15 protein-coding genes are annotated in these 17,933 nt (G+C 40.8%); 3 read left to right on the top strand and 12 right to left on the bottom strand.

Annotated elements, in window-relative coordinates:
* Positions 1-44: 44 nt before the first annotated feature.
* Positions 45-3,014, top strand: a complete 2,970-nt coding sequence (locus tag EV194_RS10035; protein ID WP_132433902.1) for a PEP/pyruvate-binding domain-containing protein — start codon at positions 45-47, stop codon at positions 3,012-3,014.
* Between the two features lie 216 nt (positions 3,015-3,230).
* Here the strand turns inward: EV194_RS10035 and EV194_RS10030 are convergent, their stop codons facing one another.
* On the bottom strand, positions 3,231-3,866 hold the full coding sequence (locus tag EV194_RS10030; RefSeq protein ID WP_132433901.1) for a porin family protein: 636 nt from the start codon (positions 3,864-3,866) through the stop codon (positions 3,231-3,233).
* 239 nt (positions 3,867-4,105) lie between these two features.
* Here EV194_RS10030 and EV194_RS10025 point away from each other — a divergent pair, with 239 nt between their 5' ends.
* The gene (locus EV194_RS10025) at positions 4,106-6,445 is read left to right on the top strand and encodes a TonB-dependent receptor (RefSeq protein ID WP_132433900.1); all 2,340 of its coding nucleotides are present in this window, start codon (positions 4,106-4,108) and stop codon (positions 6,443-6,445) included.
* Positions 6,446-6,449: 4 nt separating this feature from the next.
* Positions 6,450-7,310, top strand: coding sequence for a DUF4249 domain-containing protein (locus tag EV194_RS10020; RefSeq protein ID WP_132433899.1), 861 nt, complete (start codon positions 6,450-6,452; stop codon positions 7,308-7,310).
* Here EV194_RS10020 and folE read toward each other — a convergent pair.
* The 11 genes from folE to EV194_RS09965 form a co-directional block, all read right to left on the bottom strand.
* Complete coding sequence (gene folE / locus EV194_RS10015) at positions 7,307-7,930, bottom strand: GTP cyclohydrolase I FolE (protein WP_132433898.1); 624 nt, start codon at positions 7,928-7,930, stop codon at positions 7,307-7,309. The genes EV194_RS10020 and folE overlap by 4 nt on opposite strands.
* A gap of 349 nt (positions 7,931-8,279) precedes the next feature.
* Positions 8,280-8,855, bottom strand: a complete 576-nt coding sequence (locus EV194_RS10010; RefSeq protein WP_132433897.1) for a nitroreductase family protein — start codon at positions 8,853-8,855, stop codon at positions 8,280-8,282.
* Positions 8,856-8,901: 46 nt separating this feature from the next.
* The gene (locus tag EV194_RS10005) at positions 8,902-9,477 is read right to left on the bottom strand and encodes a superoxide dismutase (RefSeq protein WP_132433896.1); all 576 of its coding nucleotides are present in this window, start codon (positions 9,475-9,477) and stop codon (positions 8,902-8,904) included.
* 250 nt (positions 9,478-9,727) lie between these two features.
* Positions 9,728-10,330 (bottom strand): superoxide dismutase, encoded by a 603-nt coding sequence (locus EV194_RS10000; protein WP_132433895.1) that lies wholly within the window; start codon positions 10,328-10,330, stop codon positions 9,728-9,730.
* A gap of 213 nt (positions 10,331-10,543) precedes the next feature.
* Complete coding sequence (gene lepA, locus EV194_RS09995) at positions 10,544-12,331, bottom strand: translation elongation factor 4 (protein WP_132433894.1); 1,788 nt, start codon at positions 12,329-12,331, stop codon at positions 10,544-10,546.
* Between the two features lie 194 nt (positions 12,332-12,525).
* Complete coding sequence (groL, locus tag EV194_RS09990; protein WP_132433893.1) at positions 12,526-14,163, bottom strand: chaperonin GroEL; 1,638 nt, start codon at positions 14,161-14,163, stop codon at positions 12,526-12,528.
* 38 nt (positions 14,164-14,201) lie between these two features.
* Complete coding sequence (locus EV194_RS09985) at positions 14,202-14,480, bottom strand: co-chaperone GroES (protein WP_132433892.1); 279 nt, start codon at positions 14,478-14,480, stop codon at positions 14,202-14,204.
* Positions 14,481-14,789: 309 nt separating this feature from the next.
* A complete protein-coding gene (gene secG / locus EV194_RS09980; RefSeq protein ID WP_132433891.1) occupies positions 14,790-15,152 on the bottom strand; it encodes a preprotein translocase subunit SecG in 363 nt (120 codons plus the stop codon).
* 12 nt (positions 15,153-15,164) lie between these two features.
* Positions 15,165-16,097 carry a hypothetical protein gene (locus EV194_RS09975; protein WP_243699383.1) on the bottom strand — a complete coding sequence of 311 codons (933 nt, stop codon included), beginning with the start codon at positions 16,095-16,097 and terminating at the stop codon, positions 15,165-15,167.
* A gap of 33 nt (positions 16,098-16,130) precedes the next feature.
* Complete coding sequence (locus tag EV194_RS09970) at positions 16,131-16,658, bottom strand: LptE family protein (protein ID WP_243699382.1); 528 nt, start codon at positions 16,656-16,658, stop codon at positions 16,131-16,133.
* Positions 16,642-17,892, bottom strand: a complete 1,251-nt coding sequence (locus tag EV194_RS09965) for a sigma-54 interaction domain-containing protein (RefSeq protein ID WP_132433889.1) — start codon at positions 17,890-17,892, stop codon at positions 16,642-16,644. The genes EV194_RS09970 and EV194_RS09965 overlap by 17 nt, the downstream gene beginning before the upstream one ends.
* Between the last annotated feature and the right edge of the window lie 41 nt (positions 17,893-17,933).

The raw sequence follows: 17,933 nt of genomic DNA, 5'->3' as shown, positions 1-17,933 counted from the left end.
AACAGAATCCCCTTTTCACAATCATCTCCAATCAAATAAAAATCATGAGCATAGAACAAAAATACTATAACGTTCAGAACCAGTTTGAAGAAACCGCCTTCGACCAGTTAATGCAAAAACGCATCCATCGAGTTTTGCTCATATGCAGTTCGTACGATGCTTTTATGCTTGAGGAAGATGGCCGGATTGACGAACAGATTTTCAATGAATATGTATCCCTCAGTTTAAGGCATCCGCCCCAATTCATACATGTAGCTTCAGCAGAGGAAGCTTTTGAGACACTTAAAACAACAAAGATTGATCTTGTTATAACCATGTTGAGTGTTGGTGGTATGGATCCGTTTTCACTCTCAAAAAAGATCAAAGACAGCTATTCAAACATTCCAATTGTTGTTCTTACACCCTTTTCAAGGGAAGTGTCATTGTATCTCAGCAAAGAAGACACCAGTGCCATCGATTACGTTTTCTGCTGGTTGGGAAACACTGATCTGCTCCTTGCAATTATAAAGTTGATTGAGGATAACATGAATGCACCCTATGACGTGCCCGAAATAGGAGTGCAAACCATTTTGCTGGTAGAGGATTCCGTGCGATTTTACTCAAGTTATCTGCCGCTGATATATAAAATCCTCTTTAAACAATCACGCAAGTTTATGACAGAAGGGCTAAACGCCCATCAAAAGATGATGAGAATGCGAGGACGTCCAAAAATCCTTCTGGCACGAACATTTGAAGAAGCCGCATCAATTTATAAAAAGTATAACAAAAATATGCTTGGCATCATCTCCGATGTATCTTTTAAACACGACGGGGTGAAAGATTCACAAGCAGGTGTTGCATTGGCAAAACTTGTAAAAAAAGAGAATCCATACATGCCGTTTCTGCTTCAGTCGTCTGATCAAAGCATCACACAAACGGCGAAAGAGGTTAAAGTCGGGTTCATCCATAAACACTCAAAGTTTCTTTTACAGGAGCTTAAAGATTTCCTTAACAATTATCTGGCGTTTGGCGATTTTATATTCATAAACCCTGCTACAGGGGAGGAAGTTAACAGGGTCAGCGATTTGCGTGAATTGCAGGATAAATTGTTAAGCATTCCGAACGAATCTCTTCACTATCATTTCAAAAGGGATCATGTTTCTAAATGGCTCACTGCCCGTGCCCTTTTTTCCATTGCCGATGTAGTTAAAAATCTTAAAGTTGATGATGACTCAGATATTGATCAAATCAAAAATGACCTGTTTCATATCATTGCGCACTTCAGAATGTATAAAGGAAGAGGCATTATTGCCTCTTTCGACAGTGAACGGTTTGATGAATATGTTAATTTTGCTCGCATTGGTGAAGGTTCTTTGGGAGGTAAAGCCAGAGGGCTTGCCTTTTTGAGTACACTGATTAAAAAATACCCGGTTTTTAAAAGCTTTGAAGATGTTCTCATTTCAATACCCAGAACTGTAGTATTGGGAGTAGATATTTTTGAAGCCTTTATGGAGAACAACAACCTTTACCCTATCGGGTTGTCGGAAGCGCCTGATGAAGAAATATTAAAGGTATTTGTGGCTGCCAAACTGCCCACTGGAGTAGAGAAAAGCCTCCTTAAACTTGCACAGGTGGTGCGCAAGCCCATAGCTGTTCGTTCATCAAGTATTTTGGAAGACAGTCATCACCAGCCATTTGCAGGTATATACTCAACATACATGATTGCTCACAATCAGGATTGTGAGCAAATGGCAAAACAAATGGGAGATGCCATCAAATGTGTTTATGCTTCGGTTTATTTTAAATCGAGCAAGGCATACATGGCCAGTACGCTCAATCTCATTGATGAGGAACGAATGGGAATTGTATTACAGGAGATCGTTGGGCAGGAGCATGAAAACAGATTTTATCCTACTTTCTCAGGGGTTGCCAGGTCAGTCAATTTCTATCCCATCCCACCAGAAAAATCTGAAGAGGGGATTGTAAATGTAGCACTTGGCCTGGGAAAACACATTGTTGACGGAGGTACTTCTTTGCGATTTTCGCCAAAGTATCCACAAAAGGTCATCCAGCTCTCCTCTCCGGACATGACCATTCGGGAAACTCAAAAAACCTTCTATGCCCTGGATTTGGATGCCAGCACATTCTCTCCTGTTGTTGACGATGGCATCAACATACGCAAACATGATTTGAGTGCTGCCCTTAAAGATGGTTCAATGCGATGGATTGGTTCTTTGCTGGACATGCAGAATTATGTTGTGCGCGATGGGACCATGGGCGAAGGATACCCTCTTGTTACATTTGCCAACATACTTAAATATGACGTATTCCCTTTGGCTCAAATTGTAAAGGAAATTCTTGAAACAGGTCAAAAAGAGATGAATCAACCTGTTGAAATTGAGTTTGCAGTAGATTTACAAACACCTGACGATATGCCGTCGGTTTTCTACCTGCTCCAGATCAGACCTATTGTTGACAGCAGAACTTCACTGGGGCCGGCCATTACAGTTGAAGATTCGGAAAATGCATTTTTATATAGTGAATCAGCGCTTGGCAATGGCACCATAAATGAAATAAAAGACATTGTATATATTAAACCTGAAGATTTTAAGCCGGCCAATAATCCTGCTATAGCAAGGGAAATTGAGTCTATAAATGATCTCCTTCAAAAAAGCAATCGACCCTACCTGCTTATTGGACCCGGCCGTTGGGGGTCACAGGATCCGTGGCTTGGGGTTCCTGTAAAATGGCCACAAATTTGTGGGGCAAGAGCCATTGTAGAAATGGGATTGGAGAATTACCATGTTGAACCCAGTCAGGGTACGCACTTCTTTCAAAACCTCACCTCATTGCGCGTTGCCTATATATATTTAAACACCCATCTGGGGCAGGGAAAGATGGATATTGAATGGCTCAACGAGCAAAAAGCAGAAAAAGAGACAACACATATTCGACATGTGAGAACAATCTCACCGCTTGTTCTCAATATTGATGGAAAAGAGGGTAAAGCAGCAATGCTTTACCCTAAAGAGTAGTATTTAGTGACTGAGCGAAAACACCCAGAAACAGCAATCAACCTTCTTCCCCCCTTAATCCCCCAAGGGGGAAACCCCTAACAGAAAATGCGTTGAAATCCTCCCCTTTAGGCTTCGGCGTGAGACTTCCGTGTGAGCTCAGTCGAACACTCAGTCGAACGGGGAGTTAGAGGGGCGAGCGTGTGATTAGACGAGTTTTCGCGCAGGCTCTATTTATCAAAAACCAAACAATCGGTATCCTAAGGTGAACATCAATGTACGGCTCTTACGATCCAGTTCACTGCGGGATAAATCATTTAATCCCCATTCATAACGTGCATCGAGACTAAATTTCCAAACCTGAGCACCCAAACCGGCCTGAAAATTCCAGTTGACATCATTCAAACGATCTCCTGACCACACAGAAGCAAGATCGCCTGAAACAGATGACCGTTCACTTGCTTGAAAAGAGGCCACAGGTCCAACGACTCCATACACATTGGCTACTTTTAAATCAAGAACTCTCAAGTGAGCAAGTATGGGCAAATCCCAACTATAGTATGTCACCTTTTCATTTAAAATTTCAGATCCCGCACGAAATTCAGTTGAACCACTTTTACGGGCATAATACAATTCGGGCTGCAGAGACAGATTGCCAAACAAACCTATTCTTGAATAAGCACCAATCATAAAACCACTCCTGAAATCATCCTTGGCATCCTGAAAGGTGTAATCACCTAATCGATCAACCTTTCCGGTATTAAAAGACGTTGAATTATATCCTGCCTTTAATCCCAATTCAAAACGGCTTTGTGCTTCGGCCACAGTGAATAATAAAAACACTGCAGGTAAAAATATCAATATTCGTTTCATTGTGAATTTTATTAAGTGAATAAATAAAAAAATCAAAACATCAAACTATAGCAAATGTATAAGTTTAATGCACATTTAACAAATATCGTGCAAATAGAGAAAACCCTTTGGTTTTCTAAGTATAATTTGCGCTAAACATTGAATTTCCTGATATTTGATAATAAATAGCCACTATCAGATGTATATTCATTGTGTGGATTTTTATCAACAACTGCGGGGTTAAAAAAAGAACCACCTTAATGCTGAAATTTCGTTTCATAATTATTCTGTTAGCCAACATGTTGTACATAAATGCACAACATGATGCCAGGCATCCTGTAATCAGCGGTTATGTAAAAGATGTTTTAACAGGTGAAGTCCTTCCCGGAGCAACCATCCTGATTAAAGGGATCTCAACAGGCACTTCAACCAATGCATACGGATACTTTTCATTATCAGTTCCCGCAGGAAATCACAACATTCAAATTGCTTTTGTGGGTTACGAATCTCTGGAAAAGGAGATCGATATAACCAGAGACATGAGGATCTATCCGGCCTTGACACCGCTTACTGAGCAGATCGGAGAAATTGAAATCCTTTCATCAACTCGTGATGATCTAAGACGAAATCCTATTATGGGTACTGAAACTCTGGATGCTTTAACCATCAACTCAACCCCTGTTCTTTTTGGTGAATCAGATCCATTGAAAACTCTCCAACTATTGCCTGGTATATCAGCAACAAGCGAAGGTTCAACTTCCTTATCTGTGAGGGGCGGTGATCCTGATCAAAACCTGATTCTACTTGATGAAGCGACTGTTTATAACGCGGGACACCTTCTGGGATTTTTCTCCATATTTAATAATGATGCGATAAAAGAAGTAACCACTTATAAGGGGGATCTTCCTGCTTATGCAGGAGGAAGAATAGCCTCACTGGTAGATGTTCGAAGCAGAGACGGGAACATGAATCAGATGGCCGGCATCGCCGGCATTGGTATCATTTCAAGCAGATTGATGCTGGAGGGCCCGGTCATCGAAAATAGGGCCTCATTTCTGACAAGTGCAAGAAGAACATACCTTGACATGTTTCTTCCCCTTGCCAACGATGAAGAGATCAAAGACAACAGCCTCTACTTCTATGATCTGAACCTTAAACTCAACTATATTGCCGATGACAACAACCGCATCTTTTTGAGCACATATATAGGAAGGGATGTTTTTTCAAATGATCTGGCGAGAATGAATTTTGGGAACAAGGCTGCTTCTCTCCGATGGAGCAGGGTATTTAATCCCCGCTTGTTTGGAAACCTCTCATTAATAACCAGCAGCTATGACTACTTTCTGGGAAGTTCGGGAGATGAATTCCAGAGAATTACATGGAAATCTAAATTAAATGACTATAGTTTGAAATACGATTTTACTTATTACGCATCATCAGAAAGTCAGTGGAGCTTTGGAATACAATCAACCTTCCGGAAAATTAAACCAGCCATTATTACCAGTCCCAATGAGGAGGCATTTATCACAGAACTTCGTGTTCCTGATTCAAACTCATTAGAAAATGCCTTATATATCAGCCATTCGCATCAAATCGGTGATTTGATATCCCTTAGGTATGGTTTAAGATATTCATTGTTTCAAAATATCGGAAGTGGGCAAACCTTTACTTTGAATGACGAGTTTACAGTTTTGGATACACTAAAACACACAGGAGGAAAAATATTTAACTCATATTCAGGTCTGGAGCCCCGTTTAGGAATATCGTATTTAATATCTCCAAATATAACATTAAAAGGGAGCTACACCAACAGTCGTCAATACCTTCATCTTGCAACTAATTCCTCATCATCCACACCTCTGGATGTATGGTTCACAAGTTCTCCCAATATTAAACCACAAATAGGACATCAGTTCTCTTCCGGATTGTTTTATTCGAATTTGTCGGGGATATGGAATCATTCGTTGGAGGTTTATATAAAACAGAACAAAAATGCTATTGACTTTAAGGACCATCCCGATTTGCTTGTTAACGAAGCCCTTGAAGCAGAAGTGCGACCGGGAAAAGCGCGCTCTCGTGGAATTGAATGGATGAGTCGATATTCAGGGACTCAAGTTTCAGGATGGTTATCATATACATTTTCCAGGGCAGAGAGGCATAGCCAGTGGATAAATAATGGTAATTGGTATTTATCTCCATATGACCGCACTCATGATTTTTCAATTGTATTGATGTATAACTTGAATGAAAGACTTAACATATCAGGAAACTGGGTTTACTTTACAGGTGCTCCTGTAACCATGCCGGTTGGCCGATACAGTTTTCAGAGCGGGGTAGTGCCCATTTATTCTGACAGAAATTCTGAACGGATGCCTGATTATCATCGGATGGATATATCGGTTACTTTACGAAACAGAAAGCAACCAGACAGGCGATGGCAAAGTGAATGGAACTTTTCAGTATATAATCTTTACGGCAGAAAAAATGCCTGGCTCATTAACTTTACAGGCGATGAATATGTGAAACCAGGTTACAGATATGCTGAAATGACCTATCTGTTTTCAATAATCCCATCAATTACCTACACCGTAAAATTCTAATAATATGCAGCATAGCAAAATCATAATTATCTCACTGTTGATATCACTCCTTTGGGGTTGTACCGAAGTTATAGATCTGGAACTCAAAACCGCTCCTGAGCGTTTGGTGGTTGATGCAATCATTACAAATGAGGACGAGTTACAGATTGTATTCCTGTCAAAATCAATGGCCTATTTCAACGAAAATGAGCCTGATCCCGTAACAGGTGCCCAAGTTTCAATTGGCTATGAGGATAAAATGATTGAATTAAGGGAATCGGTTGAGCATTCTGGATATTACTTTACTGAGCCATATAACCTAAATCCACGACCGGGAATAACATATACATTGCACATTACTACAAATTCCGAAAATGGACACCATCCTGAGTATTACACTGCTTCCAGCACCATGCCCAATAATGTTAGTTTAGACTCAATACAGATGCAACTTCGTGAAAATCTTGATGTCTGGCAAGTTCTGGCATGGTTTCAAGATTCTCCAAACCAGAAAAATTACTATATGTTTAGACTGAAAAAAAACGACTATTTATTTACTTCAAGGCCCAAAGACTGGACAGTTACAAATAACACATTCTTTCGTGGAAAATATGTTAATGGATTGTGGGTGCAATCAATCAGCGCCGATCCTGCAAGAAACATAATGAACGAAGGAGATAAGATAATCTTGGCTATGAACTCCATTACAGAAGAATTCTATAACTTTATTGTAGCACTACAGAGGGAAAATACTATAAGTAGCCCTTTATTTGGAGGGCCTCCTGCCAATACTCCAGGAAATATTAGCAATGGAGCTTTTGGTATTTTTACTACCATGATGGTGGATACAATGGGCCTTTACTATGACCCTATTCTGCATGATTAATGCAATTTTGAACCAATTATATTGAAAAATTCGCCCCTGGTTGCCATATTTTTCAAAAATGCTCCGGTAAAATCACTGGTGGTAGTTACTGAGTGTTGTTTTTGTACACCGCGCATCTGCATACACATATGCTGCGCCTCAATCACCACTGCAACACCAAGGGGGTTAAGCGTGCTATCTATGCACTCCTTTATTTGAGTGGTAAGCCGTTCTTGCACCTGTAACCTGCGGGCAAAAGCTTCTACTACCCGGGCCACTTTACTCAAACCGGTGATATGATGACGCGGGATGTATGCAACATGAGCTTTTCCAAAAAAAGGAAGAAGGTGATGCTCACATAAAGAGTAGAGCTCTATATCCTTTACAACCACCATCTGTTGATAATCTTCACGAAACATGGCCGAGCGTATAATATCTTCCGGCGACATATTATAACCCTGAGTTAAAAACTGCATGGCCTTTGCTACCCGTAGCGGAGTTTTCTCCAACCCTTCACGAGAAGTATCTTCTCCCAGTAGTTCTAACGACTCCTTATATATTTCAGATAATCGTTGCGTGGTCTCATCGTCATACGACTCCTTCTTGATATATCCGTTATCTCCATTCAAAGTAAATTCCATGACATTTCATTTTAAAATGTTTACATCCCTCCTGCCTACAGTTAAAATATCGGCAATGGCAATGCTTTTAGATGTCCCTTCCGAAAACCATCACTAAGTGATATGAAGGTGCAAAATTATTCAATTAATTTGTTTTACAAACCAGCATATATCTTTAAACAAACATTAAAGCGTTTTGATCACAACAAAATGCTATATTTTTATTCATGTAGATCAGAAAGGACACACAACATATATTACGCTGACAATCTTTACATTAAAAGACAAATTACTAATTTCGAAACCAATTAAAATTAAAAAATCCGCAATATTGCGGATTTTTTATCTGAAAATATTACAAACTTTTTAATCATAAATCCAATATGAGTTCATCCAACGGCCTTTTGGGGACATAATGAACTCCATTTTCATCTCGGTAATATTTTATATCGCCATCTTTAGATGTTTCAATTACAACCTTCTCCTTGGGTTTACCCAAAGCAATAACCTGAATTATTTTAAAATGTTTTGGTATTTTTAAATCCTTTTGAAGTTTTAAACGCTCGATAGAACCTACAATACAGCCTGCAAGCCCTTTTTCGGTTGCTCCCAATAAAATGGACTGCGCTGCAATACCTTCATCGCAAAAATAGTTGTCGGAAATCCGGGTATCACTCAACATGATCAGGTAAGCGGGAGGACGTTCACCCTTTTCGGGTCCATCCCAATCCTTAAGATAACCTGCCCAGGCTAAATGTGGAAAAATTAGTTGATTTTTTTCCGGTGTATTGGATATAATATATTTAATTGTTTGAGCATTGCGTGCAGATGGTGATAATCGCGCCAAATCAATCAATTCTATCAAAACCTCTCTGGATACAGGCTCATTCTCAAAAAACCGGCGACAACTGCGGCTTCGTAAAACAAGATCTTTCAAATTGCTCATAATATAAACGATTTAGGAGTTTAACCTGTTGATACATTTTTGGAAACTAGAAGCGACTTTCGATCACTTTCCAATCTATTAAATCCCAGAATTTCTCAATGTATTCCGGTCGCTTATTCTGATAATCGAGATAATAAGCATGTTCCCATACATCGCATGTCAAAAGAGGAGTTAATCCTTTACACATAGGATTTCCGGCATTGCTCTCCTGCACAATTTCAAGTTTTCCATCCTTGTTTTTAACAAGCCACGCCCAACCACTGCCAAAAAGTGTAGCGGCTGCATCGGCAAACTTTACTTTGAACTGTGCAAATGATCCAAAAGCACTGTTAATGGCACTCGCCAACTCTCCGGATGGCTCTCCGCCACCTTTTGGTGAAAAAGATGAAAAATAAAATGTATGATTCCAAACTTGTGCAGCGTTGTTGAAAATCCCACCTTGTGATGACTTTACAATGGTGTCGAGGTCTGCATTTTCAAACTCAGTACCTTTAATCAGGCCGTTTAGTTTGTCAACGTAAGTTTGATGATGCTTCCCATAGTGAAACTCCAATGTCTTTTTTGAGATGACAGGTTCTAAAGCATCAAGTGTGTAAGGCAATTCGGGCAATTTAAATGTCATGGCTGATAGTTTTTGGTTATTTGTTACGTTTTGTAACAAATTTAACCAAAAACGGGAGAATTCAAAGAATTCAGACAAGAAATCGACATATGTTATAGCGCACAAAAAACTCCCTGAAAAGGGAGTTATTAGTTCTGCCTACACAATCAGCCATGATTCGGTAGTCATCTCAAGTCCACAAATCTACAACACATGAACTAATTTCCTTTCCAGAGAGTCTTTTGTTTCTAATGTCTTAATTCTATTGGTATCAGCCTTTGAAACGGCTTGCCACCTCATCCCAGTTAACCACGTTCCAGAAAGCCTGGATATAATCAGGACGACGGTTTTGATATTTCAGATAATAAGCATGTTCCCATACGTCCATTCCTAAAATGGGAGTACCTTTTACTTCGGCAACATCCATCAAAGGGTTATCCTGATTTTGGGTTGAAGTAACAACCAGTTTACCGGAAGCATCCTTCACAAGCCAAGCCCAACCTGATCCAAAACGGGTTGCACCAGCCTTTGAGAACTCCTCTTTGAACTTGTCAAATGAGCCGAAATCTTTTTCAATGGCTGCCAACAAGTCGCCTGCAGGCTGTCCTCCTCCATTGGGACCAATCACTTTCCAGAACAAGGTGTGGTTATAGTGTCCTCCTCCATTGTTTCTTACGGCAGGGCTTAATTTGGAAATGCCCTTGAATAGCTCTTCCAAGGTTTTTCCGGCTTCTGCTGTTCCTTCGATGGCCGCATTCAGGTTGTTTACGTATGCAGCATGGTGCTTGCTATGATGAATCTCCATTGTAGCTGCATCAATGTGCGGTTCCAATGCTTTGTAGTCGTAGTCGAGTTTTGGTAATTCGAAAGCCATAATTCTATGTTTTTTATTGATTAAACAATCTTGTTTTTATTTAGTCTCTTTATTGATTAGAACATAGCAATGGGGAAAAAGTTCAACGCAGTTATCTTTTTTCACCATATAAGACATATAAGGAAATACAAGTGTATTAATGCAATCAAAAAAGGGCGCAAAGATAATCTTTGCGCCCTTTGTAATTCATATGGCGAATCAAGTTTAAACCTTTTAATCAAGCTTTAGAACAGCTAAAAATGCTTTTTGCGGAACTTCCACATTACCCACCTGCTTCATACGCTTCTTACCCTTCTTCTGCTTTTCCAGAAGCTTGCGCTTACGGGAAATATCACCTCCATAACATTTTGCTGTTACATCCTTACGCAATGCCTTTACAGTTTCTCTAGAAATAATTTTAGAACCTATTGCGGCTTGTATTGCCACATCAAATTGCTGACGAGGAATAAGCTCTTTCAATTTCTCACACATCCTTTTTCCCATGCCGTAGGCATTATCAAAGTGTGTCAATGCAGAAAGTGCATCCACATTTTCTCCATTCAACAGGATGTCAAGCTTTACCAGCTTAGAGAGTCTAAAACCAGTCGTATGATAATCGAACGACGCGTATCCCTTAGATATACTTTTTAGCTTATCGTAAAAATCAAAAACGATTTCGGCCAGAGGCATATCAAAAACCAACTCTACACGGTCGGTGGTCAGATAGTGTTGTTTAACTAATTCGCCCCTTTTTCCAAGGCAAAGGCTCATTAAATTGCCAATGTAGTCGGAATGACTGATAATTTGAGCGCTGATATAAGGCTCCTCAACGTAATCGATGAGCCCGGGATCAGGAAGTCCGGAAGGATTGTGTACCTCAATCTTCTCTCCTTTTTTTGTGTAGGCTATGTAAGGAACGTTTGGTACCGTGGTAATCACATCCATATCAAATTCCCTGTCCAACCGTTCCTGCACAATTTCCATGTGAAGCAATCCCAGGAAACCACAACGAAATCCGAAGCCCAAAGCAGCAGAAGATTCCGGTTGAAAAGTTAAAGAGGCATCATTCAGTTGAAGTTTTTCAATGGATGCACGCAAGTCTTCATAATCTTCGGTATCGATGGGATAAACTCCGGCAAAAACCATAGGTTTTACCTCTTCAAAACCGGCAATGGCCTTTGCACATGGTCGCTTAACATGGGTGATGGTATCACCCACTTTAACCTCTTTGCTGGTTTTTATTCCGGAAATAATATACCCTACATCTCCCGTTTTCAGTTCACCGCGAGGAACCAGATCTAAACCTAAAATTCCAACCTCATCGGCATAATACTCTTTTCCGGTATTTACAAATTTTACAAGGTCGCCTTTTTTAATGGAGCCGTTTACCACCTTGAAATAGGCTATAATGCCTCTAAATGAATTAAACACTGAGTCGAAAATCAATCCTTGTAAAGGAGCTTCAGGATCACCTTTTGGTGCAGGAACAATTTCTACAATGGTTTCCAGAATTTTATCAATGCCCATTCCTGTTTTACCGCTTGCGTGGATGATTTCGCTTCTGTCGCAGCCAATAAGGTCTATAATCTGATCTTCTACCTCTTCGGGCATGGCATTTGGCATGTCCATCTTGTTCAGAATGGGAATAATGGTCAAATCGTGGTCAACTGCCTGGTATAAATTACTGATGGTTTGAGCCTGAATTCCCTGTGTGGCATCTACAATCAGTAACGCCCCCTCACAGGCCGCGATGGAACGTGAAACTTCATACGCGAAATCAACGTGCCCCGGAGTATCAATCAAATTGAGTGTATATTTTTCACTCTGATACTCATACTGCATTTGGATGGCTTTACTTTTTATGGTAATTCCCCGCTCACGCTCAAGATCCATGCTATCCAGTGTTTGAGCCTGTAGATCCTTTCCTGAAACAGTATTGGTATATTCAAGCAGCCGGTCGGCCAAAGTACTCTTCCCATGGTCGATATGGGCTATAATGCAAAAATTTCGAATGTTCTTCATCTGTAAAAAATGGTTTCTACCTCGTATCAAATAACTTGATTATCAAACCTCCCCCTTTAAACTTTATAAATATTTAAAGTGCTGCAAATATATTGATTTCCAATGAAATTTCAATAAAACTGATGAACCAAAAAAGGGACTGTCTAACGGACAGTCCCTTGAATATATATTGGAGAAATGTATGATGCGGTTTATTACATCATTCCTGGCATTCCACCTCCCATACCACCTGGCATTGCAGGTGCTGGGTTGTCTTCTTTCTTCTCTACCAGTACACACTCGGTAGTAAGGAACATACCTGCAATTGAGGCAGCATTTTCCAAAGCTACGCGGGTAACTTTGGCAGGATCAATTACGCCTGTTTTGTAGAAATTCTGATACTCGTCAATGCGTGCGTTGTAACCATAGTCATCTTTTCCTTCGCGAACTTTTTGTACAATCACGGCACCTTCTTTTCCTGCGTTGAATACAATCTGACGCAATGGCTCCTCAATAGAACGCTTCACAATCTCGATACCGGTAGTTTCGTCTTCGGTTTCTCCCTTAAGATTCTCCAAAGCAGCAATGGCACGAATGTAAGCTACACCACCACCGGGAACAATTCCTTCCTCAACAGCAGCGCGGGTTGCGCTCAAAGCATCGTCCACACGGTCTTTTTTCTCTTTCATTTCAACCTCAGAGGCAGCACCAACGTAAAGAACGGCAACACCACCAGAAAGTTTGGCCAAACGCTCCTGAAGTTTCTCACGATCGTAGTCAGAAGTGGTATTTGCAATTTGAGCCTTAATTTGAGCCGCACGAGCTTCAATGGCATCTTTTGCACCGCTACCATTAACCACGGTTGTATTTTCTTTGTCGATGGTCACTTTCTCAGCAGTTCCCAACATATCGATGGTGGTATTCTCCAGTTTCAGACCGGTCTCTTCAGATATAACAGTACCTCCGGTTAGAACAGCAAGATCCTGCAACATCTCTTTACGACGGTCGCCAAATCCCGGAGCTTTAACAGCAGCAACTTTCAGAGATCCTCTCAAACGGTTCACTACCAAAGTTGCCAATGCCTCGCCATCAACATCTTCTGCAATAATCAGCAATGGACGTCCGCTCTGTGCAGTTTGCTCAAGAACAGGAAGCATGTCCTTCATGGTGCTGATTTTCTTGTCGTGAATTAAAATGAAAGGATTCTCAAGATCAGCTTCCATTTTTTCAGTGTTGGTTACAAAGTAAGGAGAAATGTAACCACGGTCGAACTGCATACCTTCAACAACCTCTACAGTGGTTTCGGTTCCCTTTGCCTCCTCTACAGTGATAACACCTTCACGGCCTACTTTTTCCATTGCCTCAGCAATCAAGCGACCAATTTCCTCGTCGTTATTGGCAGAAATTTTAGCAACCTGCTCAATTTTGCTGTTGTCGTCACCAATTTCGTGAGCCTGACTGCGGATGCTATCCACAACTTTAGCTACAGCAATATCGATACCTCTTTTAAGTTCCATTGGGTTTGCTCCGGCAGTCACGTTTTTAATTCCAACGTTAATAATTGCCTGAGCAAGTACAGTTGCAGTAGTAGTTCCGTCTCCGGCATCGTCTCCGGTTTTTGAGGCAACTTCTTTAACCATTTGAGCTCCCATGTTGGCATACACATCGTCCAACTCAACTTCCTTAGCAACAGTTACACCGTCTTTGGTTACCTGAGGTGCTCCAAATTTCTTGTCGATTACAACATTACGACCTTTGGGACCTAAAGTCACTTTTACTGCATTTGCCAACTCATCAACTCCTTTTTTAAGAAGTTCACGTGCTTCAATATCGAATTTAATTTCTTTAGCCATTTTTATTTTCGTTTAAAAGTGGTTATTATTCTTTCTAATTAAGCAATGTATAAAATGTCACTTTGCGAGATCAAGAGATAATCCTCGCCATCGATGTTTAATTCAGTTCCTGAGTATTTACCATAAAGAACCATATCACCGGCTTTAACCTCCATAGCCTCATCTTTTTTGGCGGCTCCTGTAAGAACAACCTCGCCTTTTAATGGTTTCTCCTTGGCGGAATCAGGGATAATAATACCACTTGAAGTTTTTTCTTCAGCTGCCTGAGGTTTTACCAAAACCTTACCGGCAAGAATTTTTCCTTTTAAAGTTGACATTTCTGTTAAATATTTAATCGTTAAACATTTTGTATTTGTATTTACGGCATCTCTTGTTTCACAAAACATGCCAAATCAAAAACCGGCTCTCACGAGCCGGTTTTACTGTCATTATTGCACAGATGGGTTATATATCTTTTAACACTCCCAGGAACTTCACCCATCTGTTATCATCATAAGAACTTAAAACAAACCCCTCCCAAACAGCATGTTACAAAATTCCAGATTTATAAAAAAGATAATCTGACAGCAAAAAAAAGAGTGTCAGTAAAACTGACACTCTGACACATTCTTTCTATCGTTAGATATTTATTCTTCAATATCCAGGTCAATATCCTGAACATCACTAGCTTCTTCATCAGGAATAGGAAAAGCAGGTGTTCCTGTTGGAGTAGGCGGAACAAAATTTTGCATCTGCTCATCTATTACAGATTGACGTCCCAACTGCTCTCTGGGTAATACCATTACCGAAACAAAAGTAAAAACGAGCAGCGCTATAGCCAGCGTCCAGGTAGCCTTTTCCAGAAAATCGGTTGTTTTACGAACGCCCATTACCTGGTTGGAGGCTTGAAAATTTGAGGCCAAACCGCCTCCTTTGGAATTCTGTACCAAAACAATTAAGATCAACAGAATACTGGCCAGAATCACCAAAACCGATACAAATGCATACATATCTTTAACTTATTACTGATTATTAATTTCTTCTTCCAACTCTTTGATTCGACGTGCAAAGTAAATGTTTTTTTCGGGATATTTCAAACTCAATTGCTTGAATATGTCAATTGCCTTCAAAAAATGTTTCTGATGAATATAAATATTTGCCAGTGTTTCCGTCATTAAATCATTGCTTTCCTGAAGACTTTTCAAAGAAAAATCCTTTGGGTTTTCTTTCCTTTGCTCCCCCTCAGAAACTTTTATCCGTCGCCTGTCACCCTGCTGCAAAAAGCTGTCGATTAATGCCATTTTTTTATCTTTCTTCTCTTCCGGTTCAACTTCTTCCTGATGCTGTTCGGATTTAGCAACCGGTTGATGACGCAAAACATTCAACCATTCTGAGAAAGACCGGGATTCATCCAGACTAACCTGCTCATTGTCACCGGGCAATTGATATTCCGAAGCAACATCAGTTTCGTATCCCAGGAAATCTGCGCTTGGAAGAATGATGTTCTCAGGGTCTGATTTGAACTCCTCTTTTTTATTGTTGAGGCGTTTATCAGAGAAGTCAACCTGACTTCCCGATGATGTTTCATATACATCATCTACGCTGAAATAATCTTCCCCGATTGCAGCTGCCTGATCTTCTTCTTTGTCCGGTGAAGCTAAAACGCTCTCCGGCTCAACATCCTGCAACACTTCCGTGGATACCAACTCCTGAGATTCCTTTTCCGGCTCTGCTAAATTAATGGGTTGAGAAATGTGATTTATTAAACTGTATAACCGGGATCGGTCAGGAATATGAGCTGCAGCCAATTTCAACTCATTGTTGTAACGAATATGGTCGAGATTATGAAGATTCTTAACCCACAAGAGGCGACCAGCCTGGAAGAATGGATATTCTTCCAGCACTTCCCTAAGTTGCTCCAACGATTGTTCGTTGAGCACTGAAGGATTTTGCATAGCATCTGTGAATTGTTGCCTGTTCATTATATTCTACCAATCAGAAAATGCTCGATTAAAAATATTCTCGGTTAATTGATCCACAATATCCCTCACCAATTCTTCCTCGATGGAGTGAATGCTTCTTTCACTTGGAAAATCCTGATGGGCGGAAAAGGTAGACTCCCAGTTGGTCTGAGGATCTTTAAAATTCCGGTATCTCACCCGCACGGTAACGGTAAGACGCGTTTCGGCTGAAACGGCATTGGCCTGAATGGCCATTGGTCTGATGTCGTACCCGGTTATTTCTCCAGAAAAATCCACATCTCCCATATCATCCCTAATAACCAGTCGGGATTCGCGAGTTATGCGATCTTTCATTCCTTCGGTGAATGTTTGGCTCAAAAGTGGGTTAATGTTCATGGCCCTGTTTTCAAAAAATTGAACAGAAGCGGTTCTAACGTTATCGGGAACTGATGACCCTCTGAAAGTGACCCTGACAGAACAGCTGCCTCCAACCATCAAAAGCACAATGGCAAACACCATTACAGGCCAGTTTATTCTTTTACCCCCTGATTCCATATTCCTTAATCTTTCTGTATAATGTTCTTTCGGAGATACCCAACTCGCTGGCGGCATTCTTTCGTTTGCCTCCATGCTTCTCCAATGCTTTTTCTATCAACTCTATTTCCTTGTCCTCCAATGAGAGTGACTCTTCAATAAATTCTTCGGTGTCTTCAATTTCATTTTCATCATGTTGATGGGGAGAAAATCCGGTGGAGGCTGCTGCTGGTGCAGCAGTTGGCTTCAACAACTCACCTTCATTATCATACAATTTCCTGATTATTCTCGCATTATCTCCATGCAAACTCAGATCTCCGCCGTGCTGGAGCATATCCAGAACGAGCTTCTTAAGATCGTTCATATCCCGCCGCATATCAAACAACACCTTGTATAGAATCTCTCTCTCATTGCTGAAATCGTGATTTTTGCCTTTCTCTGCCTCTACTATTGCAGGCAAATGCTCTCCTGCATGAGAGGGAAGATACCTACGCAACACTTCTGCGGTTAAAAGCCGTTGCTCCTCAATGACCGAAATCTGCTCGGTAATGTTCTTAAGCTGTCTGATATTTCCGGGCCAGCGATATTTTTCCAATAGCATGCGGGCTTCATCATCAAGTCGAATAGGTGGCATGCGGTATCTGTCTGCAAAATCGGCAGAAAATTTCCTAAAAAGCAGATATACATCTTCAACCCTCTCACGTAAAGGAGGAATTATAATCGGTACACTGTTCAACCTATAAAACAGATCCTCTCTGAATTTCGCGTCAGCAATAGCCTGCTCCAGATTTACATTTGTGGCGGCCACAACCCTTACATCGGTTTTAATAATTTTGGACGATCCAACACGGATGAATTCTCCTGTTTCCAGGACTCTTAACAACCGCACCTGAGTTGCCAGAGGCAATTCCCCTATTTCATCAAGAAAGATTGTGCCGCCATTGGCCTCTTCAAAATATCCTTTACGATCGGACAAAGCTCCGGTAAACGACCCTTTTTCATGACCAAACAGTTCAGAATCAATTGTGCCTTCGGGTATTGCACCACAGTTTACAGCGATGTAGGCGCCATGCTTCCGCGCACTGTGCTGATGAACAATTTGCGGAAAAACCTCTTTACCGGTTCCACTTTCTCCGGTAATAAGAACCGACAAATCAGTAGGCGCAACCTGAACGGCCACATCTATTGCACGGTTCAGGGCTTCCGAGTTTCCGATAATTCCAAATCGTTGCTTAATTTGCTGTACATCTCTCATGATCTAGCTGCAAAAATTTCAGGTTCGACTGACAAAGTTAC

The sequence above is a fragment of the Natronoflexus pectinivorans genome, assembly GCF_004345615.1.
GTDB lineage: Bacteria > Bacteroidota > Bacteroidia > Bacteroidales > Marinilabiliaceae > Natronoflexus > Natronoflexus pectinivorans.
This window is presented reverse-complemented; position numbering and strand designations above follow the sequence as displayed.

Bases quoted from the DNA above. Each gene is read 5' to 3' on its own strand.
- EV194_RS10035 (WP_132433902.1), top strand. From the start codon at position 45: ATGAGCATAGAACAAAAATACTATAACGTTCAGAACCAGTTTGAAGAA.
- EV194_RS10030 (WP_132433901.1), bottom strand. From the start codon at position 3,866: ATGAAACGAATATTGATATTTTTACCTGCAGTGTTTTTATTATTCACT.
- EV194_RS10025 (WP_132433900.1), top strand. From the start codon at position 4,106: ATGCTGAAATTTCGTTTCATAATTATTCTGTTAGCCAACATGTTGTAC.
- EV194_RS10020 (WP_132433899.1), top strand. From the start codon at position 6,450: ATGCAGCATAGCAAAATCATAATTATCTCACTGTTGATATCACTCCTT.
- folE (WP_132433898.1), bottom strand. From the start codon at position 7,930: ATGGAATTTACTTTGAATGGAGATAACGGATATATCAAGAAGGAGTCG.
- EV194_RS10010 (WP_132433897.1), bottom strand. From the start codon at position 8,855: ATGAGCAATTTGAAAGATCTTGTTTTACGAAGCCGCAGTTGTCGCCGG.
- EV194_RS10005 (WP_132433896.1), bottom strand. From the start codon at position 9,477: ATGACATTTAAATTGCCCGAATTGCCTTACACACTTGATGCTTTAGAA.
- EV194_RS10000 (WP_132433895.1), bottom strand. From the start codon at position 10,330: ATGGCTTTCGAATTACCAAAACTCGACTACGACTACAAAGCATTGGAA.
- lepA (WP_132433894.1), bottom strand. From the start codon at position 12,331: ATGAAGAACATTCGAAATTTTTGCATTATAGCCCATATCGACCATGGG.
- groL (WP_132433893.1), bottom strand. From the start codon at position 14,163: ATGGCTAAAGAAATTAAATTCGATATTGAAGCACGTGAACTTCTTAAA.
- EV194_RS09985 (WP_132433892.1), bottom strand. From the start codon at position 14,480: ATGTCAACTTTAAAAGGAAAAATTCTTGCCGGTAAGGTTTTGGTAAAA.
- secG (WP_132433891.1), bottom strand. From the start codon at position 15,152: ATGTATGCATTTGTATCGGTTTTGGTGATTCTGGCCAGTATTCTGTTG.
- EV194_RS09975 (WP_243699383.1), bottom strand. From the start codon at position 16,097: ATGCAAAATCCTTCAGTGCTCAACGAACAATCGTTGGAGCAACTTAGG.
- EV194_RS09970 (WP_243699382.1), bottom strand. From the start codon at position 16,658: ATGGAATCAGGGGGTAAAAGAATAAACTGGCCTGTAATGGTGTTTGCC.
- EV194_RS09965 (WP_132433889.1), bottom strand. From the start codon at position 17,892: ATGAGAGATGTACAGCAAATTAAGCAACGATTTGGAATTATCGGAAAC.